Source organism: Rhodococcus sp. NyZ502 (assembly GCF_041464245.1).
Taxonomy (GTDB): Bacteria; Actinomycetota; Actinomycetes; order Mycobacteriales; family Mycobacteriaceae; genus Rhodococcus_F; species Rhodococcus_F qingshengii.
The window spans coordinates 5,996,930-6,020,523 of sequence record NZ_CP167155.1 but is presented as its reverse complement, the minus strand read 5'-3'; the positions used below and the strand labels follow the sequence as shown (position 1 = coordinate 6,020,523).

25 protein-coding genes are annotated in these 23,594 nt (G+C 61.9%); 13 read left to right on the top strand and 12 right to left on the bottom strand.

Annotated elements, in window-relative coordinates:
• Positions 1–4 precede the first annotated feature (4 nt).
• The 3 genes from ACBG85_RS27935 to ACBG85_RS27925 form a co-directional block, all read right to left on the bottom strand.
• Positions 5–1,597: a succinic semialdehyde dehydrogenase gene (locus ACBG85_RS27935; RefSeq protein WP_063316909.1), complete on the bottom strand. Its 1,593-nt coding sequence runs from the start codon at positions 1,595–1,597 to the stop codon at positions 5–7.
• 38 nt (positions 1,598–1,635) lie between these two features.
• Positions 1,636–2,547, bottom strand: a complete 912-nt coding sequence (locus ACBG85_RS27930) for an acetoacetate decarboxylase family protein (RefSeq protein ID WP_063316908.1) — start codon at positions 2,545–2,547, stop codon at positions 1,636–1,638.
• A gap of 125 nt (positions 2,548–2,672) precedes the next feature.
• On the bottom strand, positions 2,673–3,965 hold the full coding sequence (locus tag ACBG85_RS27925) for an NADH:flavin oxidoreductase/NADH oxidase family protein (RefSeq protein ID WP_058039358.1): 1,293 nt from the start codon (positions 3,963–3,965) through the stop codon (positions 2,673–2,675).
• Between the two features lie 61 nt (positions 3,966–4,026).
• Here ACBG85_RS27925 and ACBG85_RS27920 point away from each other — a divergent pair, with 61 nt between their 5' ends.
• Together ACBG85_RS27920 and ACBG85_RS27915 are read left to right on the top strand one after the other, a co-directional pair.
• Positions 4,027–4,602: a TetR/AcrR family transcriptional regulator gene (locus tag ACBG85_RS27920; protein ID WP_058039359.1), complete on the top strand. Its 576-nt coding sequence runs from the start codon at positions 4,027–4,029 to the stop codon at positions 4,600–4,602.
• A gap of 35 nt (positions 4,603–4,637) precedes the next feature.
• Positions 4,638–5,330 (top strand): type 1 glutamine amidotransferase domain-containing protein, encoded by a 693-nt coding sequence (locus tag ACBG85_RS27915; protein ID WP_081558664.1) that lies wholly within the window; start codon positions 4,638–4,640, stop codon positions 5,328–5,330.
• A 1,003-nt stretch (positions 5,331–6,333) separates the two neighbouring features.
• On the opposite strand, the gene ACBG85_RS27910 is transcribed toward ACBG85_RS27915, so the two are convergent.
• From ACBG85_RS27910 to ACBG85_RS27885, 6 genes are all read right to left on the bottom strand, one after another.
• Positions 6,334–7,317: an NAD(P)H-dependent flavin oxidoreductase gene (locus ACBG85_RS27910; protein WP_372025617.1), complete on the bottom strand. Its 984-nt coding sequence runs from the start codon at positions 7,315–7,317 to the stop codon at positions 6,334–6,336.
• Between the two features lie 80 nt (positions 7,318–7,397).
• A complete protein-coding gene (locus ACBG85_RS27905) occupies positions 7,398–8,534 on the bottom strand; it encodes a CaiB/BaiF CoA transferase family protein (RefSeq protein WP_372025615.1) in 1,137 nt (378 codons plus the stop codon).
• Entirely contained in the window at positions 8,531–9,628 is a 1,098-nt protein-coding gene (locus ACBG85_RS27900) for a hypothetical protein (RefSeq protein ID WP_372025614.1), read from the bottom strand. The genes ACBG85_RS27905 and ACBG85_RS27900 overlap by 4 nt, the downstream gene beginning before the upstream one ends.
• Before the next feature lie 50 nt (positions 9,629–9,678).
• A complete protein-coding gene (locus ACBG85_RS27895) occupies positions 9,679–10,635 on the bottom strand; it encodes an ABC transporter substrate-binding protein (RefSeq protein WP_219467264.1) in 957 nt (318 codons plus the stop codon).
• Positions 10,636–10,725: 90 nt separating this feature from the next.
• Positions 10,726–11,499, bottom strand: a complete 774-nt coding sequence (locus tag ACBG85_RS27890; protein ID WP_037126877.1) for an ABC transporter ATP-binding protein — start codon at positions 11,497–11,499, stop codon at positions 10,726–10,728.
• 11 nt (positions 11,500–11,510) lie between these two features.
• The gene (locus ACBG85_RS27885) at positions 11,511–12,383 is read right to left on the bottom strand and encodes an ABC transporter permease (protein WP_007735586.1); all 873 of its coding nucleotides are present in this window, start codon (positions 12,381–12,383) and stop codon (positions 11,511–11,513) included.
• A 234-nt stretch (positions 12,384–12,617) separates the two neighbouring features.
• Here ACBG85_RS27885 and ACBG85_RS27880 point away from each other — a divergent pair, with 234 nt between their 5' ends.
• The 3 genes from ACBG85_RS27880 (at position 12,618) to ACBG85_RS27870 (ending at position 15,478) form a co-directional block, all read left to right on the top strand.
• Entirely contained in the window at positions 12,618–13,508 is an 891-nt protein-coding gene (locus tag ACBG85_RS27880) for a LysR family transcriptional regulator (RefSeq protein ID WP_007735587.1), read from the top strand.
• Positions 13,505–14,431 (top strand): LysR family transcriptional regulator, encoded by a 927-nt coding sequence (locus ACBG85_RS27875; RefSeq protein ID WP_054188345.1) that lies wholly within the window; start codon positions 13,505–13,507, stop codon positions 14,429–14,431. Before ACBG85_RS27880 ends, ACBG85_RS27875 begins: the two co-directional genes overlap by 4 nt.
• A gap of 186 nt (positions 14,432–14,617) precedes the next feature.
• Entirely contained in the window at positions 14,618–15,478 is an 861-nt protein-coding gene (locus tag ACBG85_RS27870) for an acetylxylan esterase (protein ID WP_021346076.1), read from the top strand.
• 63 nt (positions 15,479–15,541) lie between these two features.
• Here the strand turns inward: ACBG85_RS27870 and ACBG85_RS27865 are convergent, their stop codons facing one another.
• On the bottom strand, positions 15,542–16,030 hold the full coding sequence (locus ACBG85_RS27865) for a hypothetical protein (RefSeq protein WP_311094119.1): 489 nt from the start codon (positions 16,028–16,030) through the stop codon (positions 15,542–15,544).
• Positions 16,031–16,097: 67 nt separating this feature from the next.
• Complete coding sequence (locus tag ACBG85_RS27860; protein WP_007735591.1) at positions 16,098–16,997, bottom strand: LysR family transcriptional regulator; 900 nt, start codon at positions 16,995–16,997, stop codon at positions 16,098–16,100.
• A gap of 119 nt (positions 16,998–17,116) precedes the next feature.
• Here ACBG85_RS27860 and ACBG85_RS27855 point away from each other — a divergent pair, with 119 nt between their 5' ends.
• From ACBG85_RS27855 to ACBG85_RS27830, 6 genes are all read left to right on the top strand, one after another.
• Positions 17,117–18,343 (top strand): MFS transporter, encoded by a 1,227-nt coding sequence (locus ACBG85_RS27855; protein ID WP_372025611.1) that lies wholly within the window; start codon positions 17,117–17,119, stop codon positions 18,341–18,343.
• 38 nt (positions 18,344–18,381) lie between these two features.
• Positions 18,382–19,842 (top strand): amidase, encoded by a 1,461-nt coding sequence (locus ACBG85_RS27850; protein ID WP_372025609.1) that lies wholly within the window; start codon positions 18,382–18,384, stop codon positions 19,840–19,842.
• A gap of 54 nt (positions 19,843–19,896) precedes the next feature.
• Positions 19,897–20,415, top strand: coding sequence for a MarR family winged helix-turn-helix transcriptional regulator (locus ACBG85_RS27845; RefSeq protein WP_003943230.1), 519 nt, complete (start codon positions 19,897–19,899; stop codon positions 20,413–20,415).
• A gap of 122 nt (positions 20,416–20,537) precedes the next feature.
• Complete coding sequence (locus ACBG85_RS27840) at positions 20,538–20,879, top strand: hypothetical protein (RefSeq protein WP_372025607.1); 342 nt, start codon at positions 20,538–20,540, stop codon at positions 20,877–20,879.
• On the top strand, positions 20,819–21,037 hold the full coding sequence (locus ACBG85_RS27835; RefSeq protein ID WP_372025605.1) for a hypothetical protein: 219 nt from the start codon (positions 20,819–20,821) through the stop codon (positions 21,035–21,037). Before ACBG85_RS27840 ends, ACBG85_RS27835 begins: the two co-directional genes overlap by 61 nt.
• A gap of 54 nt (positions 21,038–21,091) precedes the next feature.
• Positions 21,092–21,958 carry an NmrA family NAD(P)-binding protein gene (locus ACBG85_RS27830; protein WP_372025604.1) on the top strand — a complete coding sequence of 289 codons (867 nt, stop codon included), beginning with the start codon at positions 21,092–21,094 and terminating at the stop codon, positions 21,956–21,958.
• Between the two features lie 42 nt (positions 21,959–22,000).
• Here the strand turns inward: ACBG85_RS27830 and ACBG85_RS27825 are convergent, their stop codons facing one another.
• Entirely contained in the window at positions 22,001–22,249 is a 249-nt protein-coding gene (locus ACBG85_RS27825; RefSeq protein WP_328599594.1) for a DUF3253 domain-containing protein, read from the bottom strand.
• Between the two features lie 105 nt (positions 22,250–22,354).
• Between ACBG85_RS27825 and ACBG85_RS27820 the strand changes: the two genes are divergently transcribed.
• Complete coding sequence (locus ACBG85_RS27820) at positions 22,355–22,981, top strand: class I SAM-dependent methyltransferase (protein WP_209910478.1); 627 nt, start codon at positions 22,355–22,357, stop codon at positions 22,979–22,981.
• A 141-nt stretch (positions 22,982–23,122) separates the two neighbouring features.
• On the top strand, positions 23,123–23,587 hold the full coding sequence (locus ACBG85_RS27815) for a hypothetical protein (RefSeq protein ID WP_030537166.1): 465 nt from the start codon (positions 23,123–23,125) through the stop codon (positions 23,585–23,587).
• Positions 23,588–23,594 lie beyond the last annotated feature (7 nt).

Below are 23,594 nucleotides of genomic sequence, written 5' to 3'. Positions count from 1 at the left end.
TTTGTCAGCGTGCGCCGATGGTTTTCCAGATGCGTAGCGCGGCGTTCACCACGGGTGCCCACGCGTTCCAGGGGATTCCCGCTGGTGGGTAGAAACCGAATCGCGACTGGTGGGCGATGGTTTGGGCTTCGGTGTATTTGAGGATGCCGTCGATACCGTGCCGACGCCCGAGGCCGGAATCGCCCATTCCGCCCATCGGCGAGTCGATGCTGCCCCACGCCGCGGCGAAGGCGTCGTTGATGTTCACGGTCCCCGAACGCAATCGGGCAGCGACTGAGCGGGCGCGGGTGGCGTCGCGACCCCACACGCTGCTGTTGAGTCCGTAGACGGTGTCGTTTGCCCGTGCAACTGCCTCGTCGTCATCGGCGACGGCGTAGATCGAGACGACCGGACCGAACGTCTCGTCCGTGTGCAACGTCATCTCTGGTGTGACGTCGGCGAGGATGGTCGGCTCGTAGAACAGCGGCCCCAGGTCTGGACGTGGCTTCCCTCCGGCCAGAAGGCGTGCGCCCTTCGCGACGGCGTCGTCGACATGAGCCGACACTGTCTTCAGTTGTTTGTCGGTGGTGAGACTCCCGACGTCGACCCCGTAGTCGTAGGAGGCTCCGATGGTCAAGGCAGAGGTTCGCTGAACGAACTTGGCAACGAACTCGTCGTGTACGGACTCGGCGACATACAGGCGCTCCACCGAGACGCACAATTGTCCTGCCGACGGGAACGCAGCGCGCACGGCCCCTTCGGCTGCCCGATCGAGATCTGCGTCGTCGAGGACGAGCATCGCGTTCTTGCCGCCCAGTTCGAGTGACGCCCCGATCAGCCGCTGGCCCGCGCCGCGGGCGATGTCTCGACCGGTCGCCGTGGACCCTGTGAACATGATGTAGTCCGCGTTCGCCAAGAGTGGGTCCCCGATCGAACTGCCTCGGCCGATCACCATCTGCCACACATCGGCCGGTAGGCCCGCTTGGTACATCAGGTCCATGGCCCACAAGGCGGTCAGCGCGGTCTGGGTGTCGGGCTTCTGCACCACAGCATTTCCGGCCATCAGTGCGGCGATGGCGTCCGTCGCCGCCATCGACAGTGGATAGTTCCATGGCGAGATGATCGCCACCACCCCTTTCGGGTGGTGCAGCTCGGACGTGCGGGTGAGAAAGGGCAGAGCCCCCCGGCGACGTTCGGGTTCAAGAACTTTCGGTCCGGTGCGGCCGTAGTAGCGGGCGGCGATGGCAGCGTCGGCGATCTCGAGGTACGCATCGCGACGAGTCTTGCCGTTCTCAGCCTGCATCAGGTCGAGCCCGGTGTTCTGATTCTTCAGGACCAGATCATGGAAACGCAGTAACACGCTGGCACGCTCCGCTACGGAAGTCGCTGCCCATCTCGCCTGGGCGCGGCGGGCACGAACGAATGCTTCGTCGACGTCAGCCGGGGCCGAGACCGGGAAGTCTGCGAGTGGTGAACCGGTGTACGGGGCAGTGGTGATCGAGCGGGGAGCGCCGGGCGAGGCCGTAACTCGTTCTGTCAGCCGTTCGAGTAATCCTGTGGTCAGTGTGGCGGGCAGCGCCGCGCGGGGATCTGTGGAGGTGTAGGTCGTTGCGGTCATGTCGGTGTACTCCTGAAATGTTCGGTCGATACGAGGTGTCAGCGAACCGAGACCGGGACCGGCATGTGCAGAGCGGCCTGAGCCGAGGTGGTGGCATCGAATCTGATCGTGCGGATGGGCCGGAGTGCGCGTAGGTCGTCGGACATCCTGCCCTCGCCGAGAGTCAGATCGAATCCGCGAGGAAACAACGACGTTCCGCTGGCGAGGACGTTGGTTTGGTTGAGGGTCGAGTGCCAGGATCCGTCTCGCTTCGTGTACGAGGTGAGGGTGGAGACGTTCGTGCCCGTTTCGAACGTCTTCTGCTCCGGGGTGGGGGCGGAGAAGGCGATGTCGACGCCGCCGTCCGCGTTGGCGATGCGGGCCGTGGTGCGTGCGTGGTCGATGCCGACATCGAGATCGGTGACCCACTTGGGGAACCCGTACCCGTCATGGCCGCGCACCTGGGCGATGTCGGTGTTGACCGGAAGTGAGAGCACATAGGAGTGCAGGTGATCGTCACCGAGGGCGGCAACCAGATCGGCAGCGGCCGTGGTAAGTCCGCCGTGGCGCGCCGGGCGAACCGCCACACCCACAGCCGCCTCGGTGTAGAAATCGATGTCGCACACGTCGTAGCGGAACGCCATCACTGACACCAACCCGAACCCGGGTGCGATTTCCAGCGGCGCCAGCTCCTTTGGGATCCGCTTACGGATCGCCCTGCTCGGGGCCACCATGGTCAAACGCGCGGAGGACATCGCGTAGTAGAAGTTCGGCGTCCTTGTCGTGCCGATCGGCGATTGGACCTGCGTTTTCGGAAGCGTGCGGAAGAAGTCGACACTCGGGACCCGCGGGTCGGCGGCGACCTTGTCGAGCGGCACATCCATCCGGTAGCGGTCGAACAGGCCGTCCTTCGGGATTTCGACGGTCCGGCCGCCCAGATCGACCTTGACGGTTGTCGCTGTGTTCGTCATTTTCATGCTTCCGTTCGTTCTGTCGACCATTCAATGTTTACATTGCTTACATCAGGCTAAGGGTGAATGTAAGCACTGTCAACACTGTCTGGGTTCGCCGCCGAAATGACGGGAAACTGTCCGCATTACCCGATCGAGGGGGTGCGGTGCTGTAACCAGCGGCGATACCGCCGGAGCGCGCGGCGCTGCAGCAGCTGCTCTTTCAATAGTGCGACCACAGGGCTGGCCGTCGGCCGCGTGGACTTGCCTCGGCCTAATCGTCGAAGCTGCTGTCGCACGCGAGCCATGCTCGCCGCCGACGCCATGGCCTTGTCCTTGATGGTCACCGGGGCTAATTCGACGGAGGCTGCGGCATCGAGGCGCCACCGATTCGGCAGATCGGGATCGATCGCCAACGCACTGCCCATGCCGACCAAATCCACACCGCTCGCCAGGACCTGCTCGGCAACAGGTCGCCGAACCACACCGCCGGTCAACATCAACGGCACCGGGCTGGCCTCGGCCAGTTCCTCTGCAAGAGTCAGAAAGTAGGCCTCCCGAGCGAGGGTGCGATCGTCCGGGCCTTGGCCGGTCATGGCCGGTGCTTCGTAGCTCCCTCCGGACAGTTCGACGACGTCGACACCGAGTGGTGCGAGCATGGCGATCACTTGCGCTGCGTCGTCGGAGTCGAATCCTCCGCGCTGGAAATCCGCGGAATTGAGTTTGACGGCAACCGTGAACGTCGGGTCGACAACCCTGCGCACTGTGCGGACGATGTCGAGAAGCAATCGCGCTCGGTTCTCTAGGGTGCCGCCCCATTCGTCGGTGCGCTGATTGACCAACGGAGAGAGAAACTGCGAGAGCAGATAGCCGTGTGCGGCATGGATTTCCACGCCGTCGAAACCAGCTTCCTCTGCGCGACGTGCTGCTGTTGCGAAACGGTTGACGGTGTCGTTTATCTGCCGTGCGGTCATGGCCTGGGGATGCGCAAATCGCTTGCTGTTCTTGCCGAGTTCGACGCGAGTGGCCGACGGAGACCATGCGACACCGGGCATGTCGGCTTGAATCTGCCGACCGGGGTGATTGATCTGCATCCACACTTTCGCACCTCCGCCCTGTGCGGCATCCGCCCATTCGCGGAACGGCCCGATTGGGGATTGTGCGTCGAGAACGACGCCGGCCGGCCCGGTCAGCGCCTCCGCGTGAACCATGACGTTGCCGGTGATGATCGTTCCCACCCCTCCTCGGCTCCAGCGGTGGTACAGCTCGAACAGCTCTTTGCCGGGGAGCTGTCCAGCTGCGGCCATGTTCTCCTCCATGGCTGCCTTGACCATCCGGTTGGGGAGTGTCGCCCCACTGGGAAGAGTGAACGGGGCGAAGACCGGAGAGACTGTGCTGTCAGTCTCCAACTTGTCGGGTGCAGGGTCGGTGAATGGCATCGGCGCTCCTGAATGCGGTATGTTTACATTGCTCACATGAGCGTAGAAAGGAAAGTTAACGGTGTCAACATCAGTCAAGGGTGGCTACCATCACGGTGATCTGAAGGCCTCGCTGCTGGCGTCGGCGATGCGCATGCTCGAGGCAGGTGAGCCGTTTTCGATGCGCGCGATCGCGCGCGAGGTCGGTGTGTCGGCGACTGCGCCGTACCGACATTTCGCTGATCGTGAAGCGCTCGAATCTGCTCTCGCCGCGCAAGGGTTGCGCGATCTGAAGGCGGACCTGACAGACGGCCGCGAGCTACCGTCGACGTCGGCGGATCTTGCCGAATTCGCAGTCGCCTACGTCGAGTTCGCGCTGCGGCGACCGGCGCTCTTCCGGTTGATGTTCGGCAACGAGTGCGACACGGGTAACGACGAGCGCGTGCAAGCGGCTGGAGAGATTCATCTGTTGATGCAGATGGGGATGACGCTTGTCTTTCCGGATGCGGATTCCGAGGCGTTGGCGTCGGCGGCATGGGCATTGGCGCACGGTTTGGCTTGTCTGCATCTCGACGGCAAAATGTCGACGGCCACGGCCGGTGAGGCTGCAGATCGGGTGCGAGCAGCTTTTGCTGCGATTCTGGCGGTACAAGGGTGAGATCCACTGACCAAAGCGATCGAGAGAAGAGTTCGATGACCAAGCGAATCTTGAACGTAGTCACCAACGTCGGCCACTACGACGATCCGTCTCATAAGACCGGGTTGTGGCTGTCCGAGCTCAGTCATGCCTGGCAGGTTTTCGACGACCACGGTTTCGAGCAGACTTTAGTCAGCCCCGAGGGCGGAGCGGTGCCCTTGGAACCGCGATCGCTCAAGTTCCCGAACTACGACAAGAGCGCAAAGGCATGGCGGTCCAACCCTGCTCGGATGGCGCTACTCGACTCCACCGCCAGCCCCGAACAGGTTGACTCCGCTGACTACGATGCGATCTTCTTCACCGGCGGGCATGCAGTCATGTACGACTTTCCCGGTAGCGAAGGTTTGCAACGCATCACCCGGGAAATCTTCGAACGCGGCGGGATCGTGTCGTCGGTGTGCCACGGGTACTGCGGACTTCTCGACACCACACTGTCCGACGGCAGCTACCTCATCGCCGGCCGCAAACTCACCGGATTCGCCTGGCGCGAGGAAAAACTCGCCCGCGTCGACAAACTCGTACCCTACAACGCCGAGGAAAAAGCCAAAGCGCGTGGCGCACTGTACGAAAAGGCGAAACTGCCCTTCGTGTCCTACGCAGTCGTCGACGGAAACCTCGTCACCGGCCAGAACCCAGGATCCGCAAAGGAAACCGCAGAGAAAATTGCAGACCTCCTGCTGAAGGCCTAGCGGAGCTGTCGATAGCGACCGTCCTGGACCGAACAGAGGGACGTCGAGATTGTGTGCTCAACGCAGATGACGACTAGCTGCCCGGCCCGACGTGCACGGTCTCGGTTGCGCCGCTGCCAAATCGCCCTGACTGACAGGGTTGCAGACCTTGTGGGATCTTTGGGACAGTTATAACAACGGTTTCGTCGGTGGTTCGGTGGTAACCCCGACCCACCGCTAGGGAACGGGCCCAGGTACGCGCCCGCGGTCCCTGAGTCCGGACAGTCGATACCGGTCGAGCGGGAGTAAAGGGTTGTTCTTGTTGCGGGGAATCAGGTTTGGCGCCGTTCGAGAGCGAACACAGAAAGATTTCATGCCGCGCATGTCTTGTACACCGATCACGTAGGGTTGTACTCGACGAACCGTTCGAAGGCGCTCTCCGCCTCTTTCCCTGTCAACAGGGTTGTGTTCACAGAAATCTTTTCACTTCCGATGGTCACCGTCGCCTCCCGATTGGCCAACATGTTCTCGGACCACGCTGGGTGGTACTCAGTCGAAGCCAAGAAGTGTCGGCGTGGCGTGGGGAAGCTACTTCGGACCGACGGTGATGTTATGCGCGTGCTGGCCGACTCATACCGAATCTGGATGTGCACAAGAACTATTGGAACTCTGGCAACAGTGCGTTGATCGCAATGGCGCGGGTGACAACAGGGTTGGTAGCACCATGGACACAACATTGAGTAGGTCGTGCTCGGTGCCGATCGAAATCCTTGCGGTTGTCACTCTGATGACCGCAAGCAATTCGGAGTACACCTCCTTTCCTCGTCCTGGCGTCAATGATCGTCGGGATGCACCCGAAACGATCGAGCGGCGATGGCGAGCCGCGAGGCGATCTGGAAGAGCTCCCCGTCACCGCACGACGCATCGAGGACGAGGTATCGGCGGCACGCGGGTCGACGAGCGCAACGGCAGGGGCATTCGCGAAGAACTGGCCGACGGTAGCGCCCAGTGGGTTCGGACGTAGTCAGGCGCTGAGAGGATCCAGGAGGCCGGTAAGCCGTCCGGCAATCAGTGCTTCGGCCTCTGTGACAATTCGTTCCACCAATTCACCCACTGTGGGGATGTCGTGAATCAATCCTTGCACAGTGCCAGCCGTCCAGATGCCAGCCTCCTGGTCGCCGCTGTCGAACACCGCTCGGCCCCGCGCACCGGCCACAAGATGTCGAACGTCTTCGAATTTGCCACCACTGGAGAGGATTTCGACAACTTCTCGGCTGATGCTGTTGCGTGCTACGCGAGCGGTATTGCGCAGTGACCTGAAAATCAGTTCCGTGTCGACCTCCGAGGCAGCGACTATCGCCTGCTTGATGTTGTGGTGAATCGGGGACTCCTCGGTACACATGAACCGAGTGCCCATGTTGATGCCGTCGGCGCCAAGCGCCAGGGCGGCCACCAATCCTCGCGCGTCGGCAAATCCACCGGACGCGATCATGGGAATGCTGATCCGCTCTGCTGCTGCAGCGATAAGGACGAGACCCGGTACGTCGTCTTCCCCTGGATGCCCGGCACATTCGAACCCGTCGATGCTGATGCCGTCGACACCGAGGGCCTGGGCTTTGACCGCGTGGCGGACGCTGGTGCACTTGTGGAGAACCTTGATGCCTGCGCCGTGAAAGTGCGGCAGATGGGGCGCGGGAGACGATCCAGCTGTCTCGACGACTTTCACTCCGCAGTCGATGATCACGTTGCGATACTCATCGTAGGGCGGAGGTGTGATCGTCGGGAGGATTGTGAGGTTGACCCCGAAAGGTTGATCGGTGAGCTCGCGCGTTCGGGATATTTCTCGGGCAAGATCGTCAGGTGTCGGCTGTGTCAGGGCAGTGAGCATGCCGAGCGCGCCGGCGTTTGCAACTGCCGCTACGAGTTCTGCTCTCCCCACCCATTGCATGCCGCCCTGCACGATTGGGTGGCGAACTCCGAACGTCTCGGTAAATGCGGTGGTCAGCACTGGACATCTCCTCGATGGTGCATGGCTATCTGTTTGTCAGTTACGTTGGTGCAAAGTCAATTTCGACCCGAACGGCGCATTCAGCGCGTCGATGTTGTCCACTCGTTCAAGGCCGGAACCTGTGAAAGTTCAGTTCGTGCCATCGGAGGTTCGGCGCGATAGGGCATGGCAGGCGTCAAGTATTGTTCGCCACGTTCGTTGGTGCCGGGGATGAAGGTACGGTTCGCAACCACGTCGTCGGCGCGGATCACCTGGTCGTAGTCACGCACAAGTGCGGCAACCACTCCGGCCGCAGTGAGATGCTCAACCGCTTCCGCGGCGCTACGGTGGCACAGCTGCTTCTCGATCGTGGCGACGAGGTCAACACGGTTTTCCACGCGCAGCGCGTTGGTGGTGAACCTCGGGTCGTCGGCCAACTCGGGTAGGTCGATCGCCTTGCACAGTTCGATCCATGCGCGCGGTTGGTATCCGCTGATCACCAGCTCGCCGTCGGCGGCGCGAAAGACGTCTGCTGCCGGTGCGACGCTTGGTTGTCCGTTCCCTTTGCGAATCATGGGCTTTCCGGATACCTGCCACTCGATCCAGTTGGCGGTCTGCAAGTGGATTGCGACGTCCAGCAGGGAGACTCGGACGGACGATCCTTTGCCGGTGCGCTCACGTCGAAGTAGCGCTGCCAGTGCCGCCTGCGCGACGACATAGCTCGTTGCATGGTCTATGACCGGTGCGCCCACGCGTTGTGGTGGGCCATCCGCCTCGCCCGTCACCGACATCAGTCCACTCTCCGCTTGCGCGGCGATGTCGAGCCCGGCGCGGGTAGCGGACGGGCCTTCCGCCCCGTACCCGCTCACCGAGACGGCGATGATTTCCGGTCGCAGGCGTTGGAGTTCGGCAGAGGAGAATCCCAATCGATCGAGGGTTCCCGGGCGAAGATTGTGCAGCAAGATGTCGCTCGACGCGATCAGATCCCGAGCTCGCTGCAGATCGGCGGAGTCTTTGAGGTCGAGGCAGATTGAACGCTTTCCACGGTTGTACCCGTAGAAGATGCCGCGCGCGTAGTCGGCGTCGATTTGTCGGGCCGGTTCACCACCTGGAGGCTCGAGCTTGATGACCTCGGCGCCGAGATCGGACAACTGCTGCCCGGCGCTGGGTATTGCGATCAGTTGACCGATCTCCACTACTCGGACACCTGCCAACGGCAGGTCTACTTCGTCGGTCATCGAATGATCTCCACATGAGGCGAAGTGACATCCTCAGCGGGCTCCAGGCAGCGCGCCAACAAGATGCCTTCGGTGTGGTTGCAGGGGTTCAGTCGGTTTCTGTCGCCTTCTACTCCCCCGATTCGGATCGTCACGGTTCCATCGTCATTGCGCTCGAAGTGTGCGTCGTTGAGGTTGACGGTGTGGTCGCGGTACTCGAAGGACTCGAACCAGTGGTTGTACAGCATCACTCCGAAGTAGGTGCAGTCGGGGATGGTGAACGTAATGTCCACGGCAGTAGCGTCTTTCAGTGACCACCAGCCGGCAACGTATTGGTTGGAGCTGGTGCCGTAGAAGTCTCCCCACCCTCGCTGCTCCGAGGTCACGCGAATCTCGTTGGGAGACTGACTGAGTGTTTCGATGAGCTGAAGACTGCGTCGAAGGCTCACGTCCATGCCACGAGCAAGTTTCGTGAGGCGCTGGGTCAGCCACGCCGTGTCGAGATCGGGGCGTGCACCAGGCGGCGGACCGAGGCGCTCGATGTGGAGAACAGGATCGATCTCCGCGTTACGCGTCTTGTGATACACACGAACTACTACGTCGAAGCAGCGCTCATCCAGCCGAATGCCGCTGCGCCCCTCCAGCTCTTGTGCGACGAAGATCTCGAAGTTGCCGTCCGCGTCACACACCTTGTCGTCGATGACGATGTTGTCGGCGACCCTGTCGGTCCCAGACGCGCCCACACGATTGGCGAGGACGGCGACGTAGGGCACTGTGCCACGGTTACCGTGAATGCGATATGTCTCGTTGGGGTCGATCATCGCAGTCCAGTAGTCGACGTCGATGCCGTCTCCCCAGAACTTTCGCATCGGTGACATCAGGGTGAAGAGTTCAGGCCGGAGCACGTCTTGGCGCTCGATGTTCATCTCGGCGAGATATCCGAACAGGCGAAGTGCGTGCCGTACACCTTCGGCGCTGTCCAGCAGCGATCCGGTAGCGGCAGCTGTCGAACCGAATGTCGCAAGGCTGTCGGTGACTGCAGACCAAGCCTTGGTGAGCTGCCGGCGATCGTGCTGGGACTCGGATTGTGTTGACTGGTCAGCGAGTTGTGTCATCGTTTCTTCTCTTTCGTAGTAGACGAACTGGATTGTGTATGGGGCGTTGGTCAGCAGAGGGGGTCGAAAGGGACGTCTGCGTCGGACTTGCCCGAGGTCTGGTTGTTCACCCATCTGACGTTCTGGGTCCATCGGTCGGCTGAAATCTCGACCGGCCAGAGGGTCTTCTGCGAAGCCCACACCTGGTTGGCTTTGTCAGCAGGAACATTCATTCGCTCGGTGAGAAGTTGAGCTCCTGCTTGCTCGTTCGCGGGATCGGCTATCCACCCTGCTGCGGCCTCGAGCGCCGCACACACGGGGGCAGCAGCATCGGATTCAGCGAATGTGGCTGTCGTGACGAGCACCGTGCCCAGGCCGTATGAACTCACGCCGTCAGAGCCCACCGGGTCTACTTCTGTAATCGCCGTCATCGGAATTCCTTGAGCATCGAATACGGCCTGGCTGGCAGCGGTGAGAACGGCGGCATCTATGTCGCCCTTTCGTGCGAGTGGTATCTGACTCGCGGTGGGTGCCGCTGCGATGAATTGCACCGTGGAGGCGTCGATGTTTCTCTCTGCGAGAAGCTGATTGACGAATTGCTCGGCCGCGCCGCCACGTGACGGTATGGCGATCCGCTTGCCGGGCAAATCCTCGATGGTGGTGATGCCGCTGTCTTTCGTCACGGCGATCGCAAGATCGATCGACCCGTACGGGGACAGTGGCCGCAGACTCTGCCCTTGCTCTATGGCCGGCACGACGGTTCCGGGTGCACCGACCGCGAGATCGGTTGTGCCGCCGATGAGACCGCTGATGAGTTCGGGCCCGTTCTTTCCGTCGATGAGCTCGACGTGGAGGCCTTCCTTGTCGAACATTCCTTGTTGGACAGCGACGTAGACAGGCAGGGACAAAGCACTCGCAGGGTAGACCCCGATGGCGACGCTACCGTCGTTCGGACGCCCTCCCCCTCCACACGCGGAAAGCAGTAGGGCCGCTGCAATGACTGTGCCGACAAAAGGTCGAAGTTTCATGGGATTCCTGTTCCTTGATGGCTGGGCGCATCAGAAATCAAGCTGAGTTGGCTGGGCACATCAGTAATCAAGCTGAGTTGGCTGGGCACATCAGTGGTCGAGCTGACCACGCAGCCGGTTGAAGATTTCGATGTATCGAGGTTCGGCGGTGAGGGTTTCGAGTTCGCGGGGGCGTTCGATGTCAATGGAGACGTCGTCGATCACCCGGCCGGCCCCGAGCAGCAGAACGCGGTCGGAGAGACAGATGGCTTCGCCGAGGTCGTGGGTTACGAAGATGACCGTCCGGCCTACCTGGGATTGCCAAAGCTCGAGGAATTCTCGCTGTACTTCGACGCGGGTTTGCGCATCGAGGGCGGCAAAGGGTTCGTCCATCAACAAGATGTCCGGATCCAGTGCCCACGTTCGGGCCAACGCGACACGCTGGCGCATCCCTTGGGAGAGTTGCCAAGTCCACAGCCGTGACGCCTCGGACATTTGAACGGCCGCAAGCCAGCGCGCGGATTGAGTTCGTCTCTCCGCCTTGGGTACTCCCCTCAATTCGAGACCGTACTCCACGTTCTTCTGCGCTGTTCGCCACGGGAACAGCGCATCTCGGGCCATCATGAAGCCCATCCGGGAACGAGCGTCGAATGGTGTTGTGCCGAGGACCTCGGTTTTGCCTTCCGTCGCGTCCACCAATCCAGCGAGCGCGTTGAGCAGAGTGGTCTTTCCGCAACCGCTCCTGCCGACCAAGCTCACGAACTGTCCGCGAGGGATGGTGAGGTCGAGATTGTCGACCACAGTTTTCGTCGACCCGTCGGGTGAGGGGAAGGATATCGTCAGTCCGTCGAGTTGGACTGCGGGTGTAATCACGTTGGTATCCATGATGATTCCTGTCATCGTCGAGCCGGCGGCTGCCACCGAAGGAGGTAGCGCTCGGCGAAGTTCATTACCTGGTTGAGGACGACTGCGACGATTGCGAGAAGTATGAGGATCGCGTAGACCGCTTCCATCCGGAACTGGGCCGAGTAGATCGACACAAGCTGGCCCAGCCCGTCCCGTGACGAGATCAGTTCCGAACCGACAACGCCAAGTAGCGAATAGATCAGCCCCAACCGAAGACCGGCAAAAATGCCAGGTGTTGCGACGGGGAGGAGGATGTGCCAGAACACCTGTGTCTTACTGGCATTCAGGACAGTGGAAAGTCGGAGCCATTCGTCGTCCACCGACTTCACACCGGCTCGTGCACTCGAGCAGACGATGAAGAAGACGAGTGTGAACGCGAGAGCGACCTTCGCCGTCATCGTGATCCCGAAGATGACGATAAGCAGAGGCGCCAGCGCAAGACGTGGCATGGCATTCGCCGCATCCAGGAACGGACTCATGATGCGTTCGAGGGTCGGAAGCAGTCCGAGAGAGAGTCCGACCGCCACCCCGACTGCGCTAGCGAGGATCCACGCGATCACGACGGCAGTCATCGTGGCACGCAAGTTCGACGAAATCTCGCCCGACTGCACCGCTGCGGTGAAGTAGGCCCAGGCCTCGCCTGGCGTTTTGGCCAGAACTGGCTCGATCCAACCTTGCGATGCGACGAGCTGCCACGCTCCGAGTAGGACCAGAAGCAGCGCGACCTGGGCCAGTCGTACCCCGATGGTGAGTCGCGTACCGGATCGACGCTGTCGAGCGGGCTTCGGCTCAGAGCGCGCCCGCCTCACGGAACGGAGCGACGTAGCACCGGATGGCGAACTTGCGGTGATGGTTTCGGTCATTTCGGCGCCTCCTCCGTTGTGCTCGCAGGCGGCGATAGGTGCTCGACAAAAGCAGACGGGTGCCTCTGGTCGAAGCTCCCCGGGTTGTTGCTCACTGCGTTCATATGTGAAGCAGATCACGGGATTCTTCTTCCCGTCTACGCCACATTCGAGAGGTATGCCATAGGGTTTCCCTATGTCTGACGGGCGCAAAATCGGGCGCGCGCGAGGACTGCCAGGAGAAGGGAACCCCGAATGGACCGGCGTCATCTGGAATACTTTCTCGCCCTTGCTGATCGGGGCAGCATTTCCGCTGCGGCTCGCGGACTGGGGGTCAGCCAGCCGACGATCTCGGAGGCTCTGGCCAGGATGGAGAAAGAGTGCGGCCTGACGCTCGTCCGCCGTGGCTCGCGGGGAGTCACCCTGACCGACGCTGGACGCGATCTCACAGGTCCGGCGGCCCAAGTACTTCGGGCATACCGGGATTTGGATCACGCTTTGCATCCATTGAACGTCGTGCAGCGGGGTCGGCTGACGGTCGTGTGTCCGCGAACATTGGCGCGTGATCCAGCGGCCACGGCCCTGGGTGCGTTCAAAAGAAAGTTTCCGAACGTTGCGGTGACGATGCTCAGCAACGACACCGACGGAATCGGAACGGTGGTCGCCTCGGGTCAGGCTGATATCGGCCTCGGGGTGGACGAGGTGTTCGACGAGGGCGTTGAACGTATCCTTCTCGGCCGGCAACAAATCGTTGCGCTGGTGCCCGCCGCACGAAGTGAAGGCGAGGGGGCAGCGGCGTTGACGGATCTGTTGCGAATCGGATTGATCACCAGCCCGCGTGACGATGTCACTCGGCGACTGTTGGCGGAACGCCTGGGCGAAGGCACTGTGGACGAGGCGGTGGTTGCGGAGACTATCTCTGTGGCTTCGATGATCCCACTTGTACGCGCGGGAGTCGGCGTCGCTTTCCTTCCCGAATCTGTCGCCGATACAGTCGGAGAAGGTGTGGTGCTGTGTCGTACTCGGCCCCCGCTCACTCGTGATATCTGGATGTTCCACGGTTCGACGCCATCGCCTGCGGCACAAGCGTTTATCGAGACGACCAGCCGATTACGTGACGAAGGTGGAATGGGGAACGCCGGATGAGCAAGTTCGGAGAGTCCGCCACCCCGCGAATCGATCCGCGGCAGCTACAAGACTTCCTTGCCGTCGTCGAACACGGCAGTATCACGGCGGCAGCGGCAAATCAGTTCACGGGAACATCGAGCGTCTCTCAATCAATTGCGCGGCTCGAAAGACGCGTCGGAGGACGGCTTTTCAATCGAGGCCGGACCGGCGCGACGCTGACGGCGCGCGGACGGAATCTCATCGATCCAGCACGCGAAGCGCTGGCCGCGCTCGACCGATTAGTGGTCGACAGCGAGTCCTTACTGCCAGCAGTCCCCCGCCTCAGTGTTGCCACGACAGCGAGCCTTGCGGACGATCCCGCAGCGGTACTGCTCGGAGCGCTGCGCACGGAGGTGCCGAACCTGAGGATCACTATCTCGGATCCGCCTGGGTCATCCGTGGCCGATGCGATTCACCCGGTCATGGCAGGCACCGCTGACGTGGCAATAATGGAGTCGCCGCCCACCGGTGTTCCCGGGACGCGCACGGTGCGCCTTCCGGACCACAAGTTGCGGCTCGTCTGCCCGCCCGGTACCCCGTCACCGGTGGACGGGGTATTCATCGGCGAAGATCTCATGCGCATCGGCTTGGTTGTCGCACCACGGTTCGAAACTTCCGATGTCTATCGCCATCTGCGGTCGATCGAACCGCGAATCGACCACGCATTCGTGATGAGGTCACAGCACCGCGATGCCTTCGCGGATTTCGCGTACGAAGGGATCGGTGCTGTCATCCTCGAACTCTCCAGTGCCGAGCGAGCATCCGAACGCGGGTGCACTGTGGGCGAGATATTCGAACTGCCCCCACGGAAGATCGCAGCCGTGGCAAGGGACGGCCAGAACACGCAGATCGTCGAACATTTCCTACGGCTGTGTGCCGAGCAATCCGCGCGGAAGCCGTAGGCCGAGGCGATCTCGACCTTGCGCTCTGGGTATTCGCGTCGCCCGGGCATCCACCGAGAACGATGATTTTGTCCACAGACACAACACTTCTGGGATAGTCCGTTTCCTGAAACAAAGCCGACGGGTTGCCTTCCCGTGAATATGTAATACACGTCACTCCGGATCAACTTCGAAAGGTTGACTTTCATGCGAAAGTCTCTGAAACATTTCGTGAATGCTGCAGCGGCGGTTGCGTTGTGCGCGACGCTAGGACTCACGGGCGCAACCGGAACAGCGGCTGCCGATGCGCCCGGCATCCCGAGCGTCGGGCACGATTGGGCGAGTGCAGGGCCGTACACGCCGAACGTCTCGATCGGGCTGGTGCACACTCTGTACTACCCGCGCCAGCTCGGCGCGCGCGGCGAGAAGCACCCTGTTGTGATCTGGGGGAACGGGACCGGTGTGCTCCCCGGTGCGTACACCTCTTTGCTGCGCCACTACGCCAGCCACGGATTCATCGTGGTCGCCGCCAATACACCGGCAAGCAACTTCGCCATCACCATGCGGTCGGGAATCGACCTCATCGCGGACAAAGCGGCCAGCCCGTCGAGTGTCTTCTACGGCAAAGTCGACCTGGAACACATTGGTGCGGTGGGGCACTCGCAGGGCGGGTCTGCGGCGATCAACGCGGCGATCGACGACCGCGTCGACACTGCCGTCGCGATCCAACCAGGCCCGCTCAATGATGTCGATCTCATCGACGAGCCGGTTCTCTATCTGGCCGGCCAGGCCGACGCAATCGTTTGGCCGGCGATCGTGCGGGCGATGTACGAGGACGCAGACCACGTGCCTGCCGAGTATCTGGAACTGCGCGGCGCCACGCACTTCGGTACGGCGATCAACGGCGGCGATATGCGCGGGCCGAGCACGGCGTGGCTGCGGTACTGGCTACTTGACGATCCGAACGCTCGCACCGAGTTCTTCGGAGCGAGCTGTGGATACTGCACTGACACCCAGCAGTTCTCCGATTTTGACCGCAACGATCTGGCCATGCAGATCCCGGGGTGACGGTCAGATCCGGAGTTGTCGAAGACGAACAGCCTTCCAATCAGGTCGGCGGAGTTGCGAAGCTCAGATGACGACGTAGCCGTACATCCGTTCGCCCTGAGCCACAGCTCTGGTCGCTAGTTCGGCGAAGGCGGTCAGGAACGGCACTGAGTCCTCCGACGGTTCACTCGTCTCGTCGATTGCCCAGGCCGCCGCAGCGGCGGCGACACCGTCAGCGTTCAATTCCGCTAGTGCATCGCGTAATTCGTCGGTAACCGTGAGCACGAGGGTGTCGCCGTCGTCGCTCATCGCGACGAGTTTCCCGCAGCGTCGACCTTTTGCAACTTCGTCGTAGGGGCGAGCGGTGAGGGCTGCTTCCAGTCGGCCGAGCGCGACAACTGGATCGACGCCTTTCGCCTGCAGAACTGGAGTCCCACTCGCAGCCAACTGGACCCGCGGGCGAGAAGCTGCGTTCGCCTCCATCACCTCTGGTTCCAAGTCGACGAGTCCCGCGAGGGCAGAGGTGGCATGCTCATCCGTGCGCGCGGTGAAGTAGTCGGTGATCGCAGACATGGCGCGATCATCTCACACACGATGCATCTCAATGCCCCGGACTCCTTCCGCGACTTACTGATCGACGTCAGGAGGGACAGGTGTGCGCTTCCTCGATCGCTTTCGCGAAAGCGCGAAGTCGTGGGCTTTCGAGATCGGTACGCCACACGAGACCCAAAGCAGATTCGGGTAATCCGTTGATCGGTACGAATGTGATGTCCGAGCGCTGGCTGTATGCAGCGGTCGCAGCGCAGAGGATGAGGCCGACCTGACTGAATGCGACCTGCGACAGGCCTTCCTGAACGGTGCTCGCCCCACCCTGCGTGGGAATCGTGGCTCCGCCCGGCGTCGTGCTCGGGGAATTCACACGCTGCCAATAGTCGGGGGCGGGGCCGGTGATGGGTACCAGGCAGATCTGCGCCAACTGCTCGGCGTCGATCACGCCCAGTTCGCTGAACGGGTGATGGACTGAGACGGCGAGGGTCTGGGGCTGTCGAGAAAAGACGAGCCCGGTTGTCAGTTCCGGCTCATCTACGGGGAGAAGGGCCACTGCCGCATCGATTCGCCCGGCGAGTACATCACTGAACGGATCACCCAGGGGTAATTCTTTGATGGTCACGCATGTTTGCGGATGTTGTATTTCGAAACGAGAGACAGCAGCCGCGATCGAATCGTAAATTGCTCCTTGGAAACCCACCCGAAGCGGCGCCGGCATGTTCCGTGCTCTTGACTGAGCGTCCTCGATTACTCCGACAAGCGCACGATGCGCGGGAGCCAACGACGCAAGAAAATCGGCACCGAATTCAGTCAGGTGCACGCGGCGACTGGTGCGCGCCACCAGGCTGGTGCCGATACGACGCTCCAACGCGCTGATCAGCTGACTCACTCGGCTCTGGGAGATGAACAGCCGCTCGCCGGTGCGACCGAAGTGCAGTTCTTCAGCGAGAACGAGGAAGCACTCGATCTCACGCATCGGGGGCTCCGACATTTTCACTCCGACCCTGGACTCATTCGACCACTCCATCATGGCTCATCGATGAATTGAGCTAATGGTTGGATGAGCGATTCGCCGTTGATCCATCGGCGTGCAGGAGCTTCTCTGGTTACATGCCACATTCCGCGCCCGGGCAGAACAGCCCCGCGCCCACGTCCTCAACCCACGCACACGCCATCGAGAACCACTGGGCTGCGGTCGCCCTGATCGCAGCGTCCACCTTCATCGTTGTCGCGGCAGAGATGATGCCGGTAGGGCTACTCACCCCGATCGGTGCTGACCTGGCGGAAAGCGAAGGGACCATCGGGCTCTCACTGGCCATTACCGGATTGGTGGCAGCGGCCACTGCCCCGTTTGTGCCCATCGTGACCCGGCGCTTCGATCGTCGGTCGACGCTCATCGTCTTGATGCTGTTAGTCGCAGCGGCGAACGCCCTCACGGCCCTTGCTCCGAGCTTCGTTGTCCTCGCTGTGGCTCGCGTCCTTCTAGGCGTGAGCATGGGTGGAGTCTGGGCGCTCGCCGCAAGCCTGGCTCCCAGGTTGGTGGAGACCAGATCCGTCGGGTTGGCGACCACGATCATCTTCAGCGGAATCGCTGTTGCCTCAGTTCTCGGTGTCCCTGCTGGGACGTATATCGGGGCAGTCGCCGGATGGAGCGTGGCGTTCTGGACTCTCAGCTGCGCGGCGACGCTGATCGCGATCGCCATGATCGCTGTCCTACCCACGATGCCAGCTGATCGGGCCTTGTCGCTCGGGAGTCTCGTGGCGGCCTTTCGGAACCCAGGAGTCCGGGTCGGATTCGCGATTACCGCGCTCATCGTCACCGCTCATTTCGCGGCGTACACCTATGTGCGTCCGGGGCTGGAGTTCTTCGCGGGGTTGAACGCTTCGCAGGTCGGCACAATGCTCCTGATCTACGGTGCATTCGGTGTCGTCGGCAACTTCATCGCCGGGCCGTCCGCTGCAAAGTCCCCGAAGGCGGTGGTCGTCAGCCTCAGCGTGGGAATAGCGGTCACACTCGCCCTGTTTCCGATCTCGGCTACCACCTTGATCGCAGCTGCTCTGCTCATGGCGGCTTGGGGCCTCTTCTACGGTGGTGCATCGGTGAGTACTCAAACATGGATTGCACAAGCAGCTCCCGTTCACCGCGAGGCCGCTTCTGCTCTGTGGGTTGCAGTCTTCAATGCAAGCATCGCGCTCGGTGCGTTCGCGGGCGGACGCATTCACGACCACTCCGGTTCCGAAACGGTCTTCTGGACAGCCGCGGGAATCGCAACTCTGGCAATGCTGCTCGCGACATTCCGCAGTCCCGTCGTGGCAAAGCGCGAACTGACAAACTAGTCGCCCACACAAACCTTTATAGGGGCAGGACAACAGATATGCACCAGACACCCGTTTCGGCATTCATGGATGTGGCCGAGATGCTCGAACGCTATCGGGACAAATCGCTTTCTCCGGTGGACGTGCTCGAGTCCACCATCGAACGTATCGAGGCGCTCAACCCGACCTTGAACGCATTGGGACACACTTTCTTCGATACTGCACGAGCACAAGCGAAGTCAGCGGAACGCCACTACGCCCGCGGCTCGGATGTCAGCCTTCCGCTCGCCGGTGTTCCCGTTGTGGTGAAAGAGGATGAACCGGTGCAAGGACAACCTTGGACTCAAGGGTCCAAGGTCTATGAGGATGTGATCGCCACTCACACTTCCACTTTCGTGCAGCGAATCATCGACGCCGGTGCGATCGTCCACGCGCGATCGACGGCGCCCGAATTCTCCTCGGCCGCGTTCACACAGTCCGAGTTGTGGGGCGTCACTCGCAATCCGTGGAACACGAAATACTCCTCCGGCGGGTCTTCCGGTGGATCGGCAGTCGCACTTGCCACGGGGATGACGCACTTGGCTACCGGTTCCGATGTTGCAGGTTCGATCCGAACTCCGTCGTCACTCAACGGAATTGTCGGGTTCAAGCCACCGCACGGCCGTGTCCCCGTTGATCCGCCCTTCAATCTCGATCGCTACTGCCACTGCGGTCCGATGGCTCGCACCGTAAGTGATTGCCTCACACTGCAGTCGGTCATCGCGGGACCGAGCTCCACTGACATTGCCTCGCATGTGCCGGCATCGCCGCTGCCCGGCCTCGCAACGCATTCGTTGACAGGAATGCGTATTGCCGTGATTCCCGCGTTGGGTGACTGGCCGGTTGATCCGGACGCTGCCGCCAACACCGCCAAGTTGGTGGACACCCTCACTGCGCTGGGCGCACGCGCGGAGATCATCGAAGTCGACCTGTCACGCGCTGCAATCATGCGTGCGGCCGCCATTCACTACGATCACGTGTTCGGTGCATCGATCTCCGCCGAAGCGTCCGCGCACCCCGACAAAGTCACGGAGTACGCGAAGGAATTCGCGCGATGGGCACGCCGCACCCGTGGTGACGCGACTTTCCACGACGGACTCGCGATCGAAGTCGAACTGTATTCGTCGATCGGATCCCTGTTCGACACCTATGACGCGTTGATCACTCCGGCAGTGGCGACGGAGGGCTTTCTTGCCGGCGACGACTACGTGGGGCACGGAATCAATGTGGCTGGAACAGAATTGGAGTTCTACCTCGAGGCTGTGCCGGCCATCACCTTCAACATCCTGAGTAGCTGCCCGGTGCTGACAATCCCCACCGGTTTCGCTCGGAACGGAATCCCCACGGGCACACAGATAGTTACGCGACCGTACGACGACCAGACGGCCTTTGCGATTGGGATCGCCCTCGAGAAGGTCCTGCCGTATCCCGGCAATCACCCGGACTGCCATGCGGCCCCGCAGGTATTGTTCGGCGTTTGAAGCTAGCTCTGGTGGAGGGTTGACCAGAATGTAGTTAGGTGCCATATTAGTTGCATGGCAGTGGACGGAACCGATCACGACTCACCCACTTTGGATCAGGCGCGGCGGCAGTTGGAGCATTACGGCCTCGGGTCCGATCCGCAGGCGGTGCTGGTTGCGGTGCGGTTGATCTCGGCGGGCGCGCGGCTCGGTCGAGCGACTGAGGTTCACTTCGCGAGGTATGGGCTGTCGACCGGCCGTTACCGACTGCTTGCGGATCTGGAAGACCACGACGGGGAGAAATCTCCCTCACGTCTGGCGGCTGATCTCGGCGTCTCGCGGGCCACGGTCACCGGCTTGGTCGATGGGCTCGAGCAGGAGGGTTTGGTCGCTCGACGTCCGTCCGCGGAGGACGGGCGTGGTGCGGTGGTCGTCCTGACTGCTCGCGGCGCTCAGCGTTTACGTGACATGGCGCCCGAACACTTTGCTCGTCTCGAGGAAATGGTCGACGAGCTCACTGTCGACGAGCGTGCGGTTTTTCTGGATCTGCTCTCGCGGGTCGTTCGCGGTATCGGTGCGCTGACTGCGGAGTAGTCGGCTGGGATTCCAGGCATTCGCGTAGCGATTTCGAATCGTCGTCAATTCTCGACAGAGGCTTCTCCTTCCATGCCCAAATAGTTAGCCACCTAATTATAAACGGAAAGTTGGTCTCCTTCATGTCCGGACTCACCCCGCCGATCCGTCGCGAAAACAAAAAGGAGATAACCGATTCCAATCGACTCGACCCGGTTGCCGATCGTCGCGCCGCACGACCTTTCACCCTGTGGAGAGAGGTGCTGGTCGCCTACCTTGCCCCTGCGCTGATGGCGGGTGCGGGCGGAGTCGCATCCGGCCAATCGGGCCTCACGATGGCGGCATTTACGTCCATTGCGGGCACGTCGGCAGTGGTGGCGTTGCTGATCGGCTCCTGGCTGCAGCGTCGCGGGAGGTCACGGCCGTGGACCACGGCCCTGCCTCGCGTCATGTGGCGGCAATTCTTGCCGTCGGAGCCGCTGTGATTGCTGGTCTCGTCGGGTGGTTCGCCTCCCGTTGGCTACCAGCACACACGAGCATCGTCGATGCCGCTTGGCTTGCTCGCCTGCAATTCGATCTGCCGATATCTGCCGCGGTCGCTGCCGTCATCGTGAGCTGGCGATGGCGCCGTCAGAATCCCTGACCGACAACACATGTCAAAGATCCCGGCTTCCCGGGGAAGACCGAGAGGAACACGATGATCGTCATCATGGGAGCGTCCGGAACCACAGGCGGCGCGTTGCTACACAGTCTCGCATCCTCGGGTGTGCCGAGCCGAGCGCTGTCCCGCGACCCGGACAGGCTGCGCGCCCACCTCGGCGACTTGGCCGACGGTTTGGTCGAAGTAGTGACGGCCGATGCCTCAGACCCAACTTCGCTACGGACGGCTTTCGAAGGGGCCGAACAACTCTTCCTCGCCATGGCCAACGGCCTCGAACAGGTCGAGCTCGAGACGCGTGTGATCGACATCGCCGCCGAGAGCGGCGTCGAACACATCGTCAAGATCTCCGACCCCGCCGCCGCGGCCGACTCCCCCATCGCTCTCTCCCGCGGCCACCATGCCGTCGGCGAACACCTGCGTGCATCCGGGATCCGCCACACTCTGCTCCGCCCTTATGCGTTCATGCAGAATCTGTTGCTCCTGGCTCCGGCGGTGGCTGCGCAAGGGGTGATTCTGGGCGCGATGCGGGACGCGCCGTGCAACTGGATCGACTGCCGAGATATCGGTGACGTCGCCGCGGCCGTGCTCACACGCGCCGACCTCGCCGGCGGCACCTACGTCCTGACGGGCAGCGAGGCAGTCGGCTACGGCGGCATCGCCGATTCTCTGACCCGCATGCTCGATCGCCCCGTCCAATATATCGACCTGCCACCGCACGAACTTCGGCAAAACCTCGTCGATCATGCCCACATGCCTCCGTGGCTGGCCGAGCACATTCTGGAGATCCAGCAACTTGCCGTCTCGCGCCCGGAGTCACCCACCGACACGGTGGCACGTGTCCTGGGGCGTGAGCCACGAACCCTGGATGCGTTCCTGCGTGAGCATCTGGACCGTTTCCGCTGATACACGCTGCGAGAGCAGTGCCGCCAGCAGTCATGCGGTTGATCAACGAGCCCACCGAATCCTGATCGGACCTCGTACGGATTCCGGGTCGACGACTTCGCCGCCCTGGGTGATCTGCACTTCGCCGTCGGCCACCATGTGGCGGGCAGCCTCTCGGACGGATTCCATCAGCGGACGCCAATTGTCGGGTGCCGCTGCGCGGGCCACGTCGGAGGGGCAGATGCTCGACTCGGCCGATCGGGCACTGAGTAGTTCGCGGATCTTCGCCGCCAGTTCTTTCTCTTCCACCATATGACCTCAGTTTCCGGACGTGACCGTAGGCCTTCAACAGAGTATGAACCTTCGGTTCGGCGAGTTGTGGCGAAGGAATGGTGCACATCGATAATCATTGACGGCGTGGAGAATTCGAGTGCAACGCGCCGCGACGTAGTCCGAGAGTCGTATTCGGCCAGATCCCAGGAGTACACGGACCTCTTCGGCTCGATGGATTCGACGCACGTATCTGATCGGGCCCTGGTGACCAGCTGGGCTGCCACTTTGACCGGCCCCGTGCTCGACGCCGGGTGCGGGCCGGGGCAGTGGACAGACTTCCTGGCCCAGAGCGGGCTGGCTGTGAGCGGGATCGATCTCGTGCCCGAGTTCGTCGAACGAGCCCGCACCCGATACCCGGATCTTTCCTTCGAGGTCGGGGGCTTCGAGGCATTGGACGCGAAAACGAATTCACTGGGCGGCGTGCTGTCCTGGTACTCGCTCATTCACCATCACCCGCAAGATATCGAGGCACCGCTCGCTGAATTCGCGCGCGTGATCCGCCCAGGTGGTGGGTTGCTGGTGGGCTTCTTCGAAGGCACAACGGTAGAGCCTTTTGATCATGCCGCGACGACTGGTTATCGATGGCCGGTGACCGAACTTGCCGAGGTGCTGGTCACAGCGGGTTTCGACGTGATCGAGACCCATACCCGGACGGGGAGCGGCTACAGGCCGCACGGCGCAATCACTGCCAGCCGGCGCGGCGTCGAATAGCGGATCGAGACAGCGGATCGAGACAGCGGATCGAGACAGGGCGAGCAATTCTCTTTCATTCATTTCGTGTGAGTGGTGTGCTGGATGAGTCACTTCCCGGCTTTTTCAGCACCGGATCATCCACAGTTGAAAGAAGGCGCCATGACCACGATCCATCTTCACAAGACGACCACTGCGACGCCCGAACAGGTCCTTGCCGGCCTGACCGACTTCGGCCCGGGCCGTGAGGAAATCTTCGGCCGCAGTGCGGACAGCTACCTGAAAGTGCACCAACAAGGACCCCACGATGCTGATGTCACCGAGGGCTCCAGTGGTATTTGGGAGCGTCTGCACTACGACTGGACCGACCCGCACCGCGTCGTGATGACAACCACGGACTCCAACCTGTGGGGCGGGGCGTCGAGCCATACCTACACGCTGACCCGGCAACCGACGGGTCTGACCGATGTCGACGCCGTCGTGGTCCGGGACGGCAAGAACCTCAAGGGAAAGCTCCTGGCGTCGGTACTCGGACTCGTCGGCACCCAAGTGCTGGGAAAGTCGTTCACGAAGTCCATCGACGCCATCGAAGCTCGCAACGGTGGCGCGAGCGGCGGCAACCCATAGTGAGAAG